Annotated in this window: 4 protein-coding genes and 1 pseudogene; 3 read left to right on the plus strand and 2 right to left on the minus strand. The window is 52.2% G+C overall.

Annotated features, from left to right (window positions below; genetic code table 11):
- Positions 1–270 (minus strand): hypothetical protein (locus Q0413_RS02705; RefSeq protein WP_298987040.1); only part of this gene is annotated, 270 nt, incomplete at its 3' end.
- A 294-nt stretch (positions 271–564) separates the two neighbouring features.
- Between Q0413_RS02705 and rbfA the strand changes: the two genes are divergently transcribed.
- From rbfA to ribD, 3 genes are all read left to right on the plus strand, one after another.
- Complete coding sequence (rbfA, locus tag Q0413_RS02710; protein WP_005872391.1) at positions 565–930, plus strand: 30S ribosome-binding factor RbfA; 366 nt, start codon at positions 565–567, stop codon at positions 928–930.
- Positions 923–1,342: a ribosome maturation factor RimP gene (locus Q0413_RS02715; RefSeq protein ID WP_298987042.1), complete on the plus strand. Its 420-nt coding sequence runs from the start codon at positions 923–925 to the stop codon at positions 1,340–1,342. Before rbfA ends, Q0413_RS02715 begins: the two co-directional genes overlap by 8 nt.
- 606 nt (positions 1,343–1,948) lie before the next feature.
- On the plus strand, positions 1,949–3,106 hold the full coding sequence (ribD, locus tag Q0413_RS02720) for a bifunctional diaminohydroxyphosphoribosylaminopyrimidine deaminase/5-amino-6-(5-phosphoribosylamino)uracil reductase RibD (protein ID WP_298987044.1): 1,158 nt from the start codon (positions 1,949–1,951) through the stop codon (positions 3,104–3,106).
- A gap of 3 nt (positions 3,107–3,109) precedes the next feature.
- Here the strand turns inward: ribD and Q0413_RS02725 are convergent.
- A pseudogene (locus Q0413_RS02725) lies at positions 3,110–3,616 on the minus strand (hypothetical protein); the annotation flags it as partial.

Below are 3,616 nucleotides of genomic sequence, written 5' to 3' on the forward strand. Positions count from 1 at the left end.
AACAGCAGCGCGGCGGTGATATAGCGTGCCGTGGCGAGCAGAATACGGCGTAGAATAGCACCGCGTCTTGGCGCGGAAATATTTCTGCGGTAGTGGTACGGTTATGCGACGAGCTTCCGTACGCGAGCCATGAAATTCTCGCGCGATCTGCGTTTGAAATTTAAGCGCAAAGTGTCGAGTTAAAATTTCAAAGCCGAGATTGCGTATTTTGAAATTTAAAAGCGAAATTTTAAAAAGTGCGGCGTCGCTTGCAATACCGGCGCGCAGCAAACCGCTTAGAATTTAAATAGACGTTCCGACGCATCGCAAGCTGCGTCAAATTTAAACAGACCGCGTCGCTGCAGGACGGATATTTCGCAACGCCGAAGCGAAATAGAATTCCGCATCGTCATGCCCAAGCGAAATAAAATTTCTCGTCGCTGAAAGACGCGAGATAAAATTCTGCGTTGTCGTCGCGAGACGGATGCCCCGCTGCGACAAAGCAATAAAATTCCGTCATCGCAAGACGCAAAATAAAATTCCATCGCCGCGCAGTCTGCGGCGATTTAAGATAGCGAGGTAAAGATGAATCCGACCGAACTCAGAAGACTGCGCACGCAAAGCGTGCTAAAGCAGCTCATCCCCGAAGCGCTCGCGAGCCTTGAGGACGAGCTTTTGCGCGGGCTGTGCGTCACCGACGTGGAGTGCAAGCGCGGGCGCTACGACGCGTTTGTGTATCTGGATAAAAACGCCTTCGACGAGCGTGAGCAGGAATTCGTGCTCGAAAAGCTCGGCCGCGTGGCGAGATATTTGCAAAACTTCTGCGCCGAGGCGGAGGGCTGGTACCGCTGCCCCGCGTTTCACTTCAAATTTGACGACCGCTTGGAGTATCAAAACAAAATGGACGATCTATTCGACAAAATAGAGGAGGAGCTGCGCAAAAATGGTTGATTTAGAGGCTTTGGCGCGCGAGTGCGGCGTGCAGCTTTACGACGTGGAGACGGTGAGCGAAAACGGCAGAACGATCTATCGCATCAGCATCACGAAAGCGGGCGGCGTGGGCCTAGACGACTGCGAGCGGCTATCGCGGCTGCTTTCGCCGATTTTCGACGTGGAGCCGCCGCTTGAGGGCGAATGGACGCTGGAGGTCGGCTCGCCCGGGCTTGAGCGCAAGCTAAGCAAGCCGCAGCATTTCGCAAACTCCGTGGGCGAGCTGGTGCGCCTAAGCCGCACGGACGGGCAGAAGCTAAGCGGCGAGGTGCTTGGCTGCGAAGGCAGCGTGCTTAGACTGCGCGCGGACGGCGGCGAGGTAAGCGTGCGGCTCGATGAGATCAAAAAGGCGCGAACCTACGTGCAGTGGTAGCGGCGGAGCTTTAGAGCCTTGCGCGCAGATTTGAAATTTTGCGAATGAGGCTTTAAAATTTACTGCGCGGGATTTGCTTGTTTGAAATTTTGGCTTGGAATTTCGAGCTTTAAATTTTAAAATCGCTTTTGAAATTTACGGCCCCCGGTTGCTCTTGACGGCTTACGGCTCGCGGCGCTCGGCGCAAAATTTTAAAATTCCGGCGCCGCTTGTTTGTTTTGAAATTTCAGATTGCACCGACAAGAAATAAATTTCACGCCACCGAGCGGCGCTTTAAAATTTCACGCTGCACCGCTAAAAGATAAGTTTTGCGTGACGATTGCGCGTTGCTTTAGAATTTTACGTCGCGCCCGAAAGCGGTTAAATTTAAAATTTACGCGCTGTTTTGACGCGGTAAAATTTCAAACCTTTTGCTGCAAAGCAGAATTTTAAATTTTACGCTTTGTCGTAAATTTAAATTTTACCGCTCGCGACAAATACTGCCTCTGCGAGTTTTGCAGCGCGCACATTGCGATCGCACCCCGGTAACTATTTGCAACGCGGCTTAATCGTAAAATCGGCTAAGCGATCGCGGCGGAGCGGGACAATTTAAATTTTGGATTTTGTATGAACGACGAATTTTACATGGATTTGGCGCTGCGGGCTGCGTGGCGCTATCAGGCTCTGGCGTTACCCAACCCCGCCGTGGGCTGCGCACTGCTGGATAAGAGCGGCAGAGTTCTAAGTATAGGCGCGCACAAAAAGGCGGGCTTTTTGCATGCCGAGGCAAACGCCGTTTTCGCCGCGCTGTGCGATCTGGACGCAAATTTCGCGCAGGACTTTGCTCGCGAATATGCCCGCAAATTCGGCGTTAAATTTCAAAACCTAGAAGCCCTAAAAAGCGCGTTTTTGCAGCCGAGCTTCACTTACGATTTCATCTTAAACCGCCACGGCGGGCTTTTGCGCGGCGCTTGCGCCTACGTCACGCTCGAGCCCTGCGCACACCGCGGCAAGACCCCGTCTTGCGCCGAGCTTTTGGCGGAGCTCGGACTGTCGCGCGTGGTAATCGGCGCGCGTGATACGAATGCGCAGGCTGCGGGCGGCGCAGAAATTTTACGCCGCAGGGGCATAGAGGTAAAATTTAACGTCTGCCCTGCCGCGGCGGCGGAGCTTGCGGAGCCGTTTTATCTGGCGCGCGAGAGCGGCTTTTGCTTCATCAAAATCAACGCCGCGCTAAACGGCTCGGTGCATGGACGGATCGGCAGCGAGAAGCAGCGCGCGTTTGTGCACGAGCTGCGCGGCGTGTGCGATTACGTAGGCGTGGGCGGGCAGACCGTGCGCGCCGACAGACCGACGCTGGATGTGCGTGCGGCTAAATTTGATGAAATTAGCGCTTTGGCAAGTAGCGCCGATATGCTGGCGCTAGATGCGCGCGTTGCGCCGCAAAATCTAAAGCTACGCGCACCCGATGTGTGGATCCACTCGCGCCGCACACTTTCGGATTTTGATGCGAGCATTCCGCTTTTCGGCGTCGCGGATCGCAAGGTGGAGGTGTCGCGCTCGCTGCCTGCGGGCGCGAAAATCACGATGATAGAAGCGGGTGCGAGTTCGTTTGACGAGTTCGCGCAGTTTGCGAGCCACGCGCTTATTTTTTACAGCGCGCAGATGAGGGGCGCGGGAAATTTTAGAGCAAATGCCGCTCTACAGCCGCTTTTCATCTCCAGTGCGGGCGATCCGCACCTGGAAGCGAACGAATTCTACGGCTGGTTTAAAATTTTAAAATAAAAATCACAAAAGCTTCGCTATTATCGGTATAAGAATCAGCAGCGCTATTATTATTATAATGACCAATAGCGCCTTGTCTATGTTGTATTTTCTTGCCGTAGATTTTGTCGTTGGGCTGCAATTTTGCAAGAAAGCCCCGAGCCTGTATCTGCTGATATGAAATAACCAAGCGGTCCAAATCGGCCCGAGAGATAGACACATCGTTGCAAATGCAATTTCCGATTTATTTAATATCATTATGCCGATGATCATAAATAAAGATAGCAGACTAACGATAATCACGCCTATCGTCGCAAAGGCGATGAAAAATATAAAATTTAGCTTGCAATCGATGCCTAAAATGCGAAAGTCGATAATTTTATCAGCGATATAAAATGCTGAAATTATCGTTAGGATAGCTTTTACGATCTCGGCGCCCAAGGAAGCGTAAGGCAATAGCGATGCGCCAAAAACCGCATTCGATATGATGCTTACGTGAGATAAAGTAAAGCCGAGCGAGAACGAGAATAT

The sequence above is a fragment of the uncultured Campylobacter sp. genome (assembly GCF_938045465.1).
GTDB lineage: Bacteria > Campylobacterota > Campylobacteria > Campylobacterales > Campylobacteraceae > Campylobacter_B.

Bases quoted from the DNA above. Each gene is read 5' to 3' on its own strand.
- rbfA (WP_005872391.1), top strand. From the start codon at position 565: ATGAATCCGACCGAACTCAGAAGACTGCGCACGCAAAGCGTGCTAAAG.
- Q0413_RS02715 (WP_298987042.1), top strand. From the start codon at position 923: ATGGTTGATTTAGAGGCTTTGGCGCGCGAGTGCGGCGTGCAGCTTTAC.
- ribD (WP_298987044.1), top strand. From the start codon at position 1,949: ATGAACGACGAATTTTACATGGATTTGGCGCTGCGGGCTGCGTGGCGC.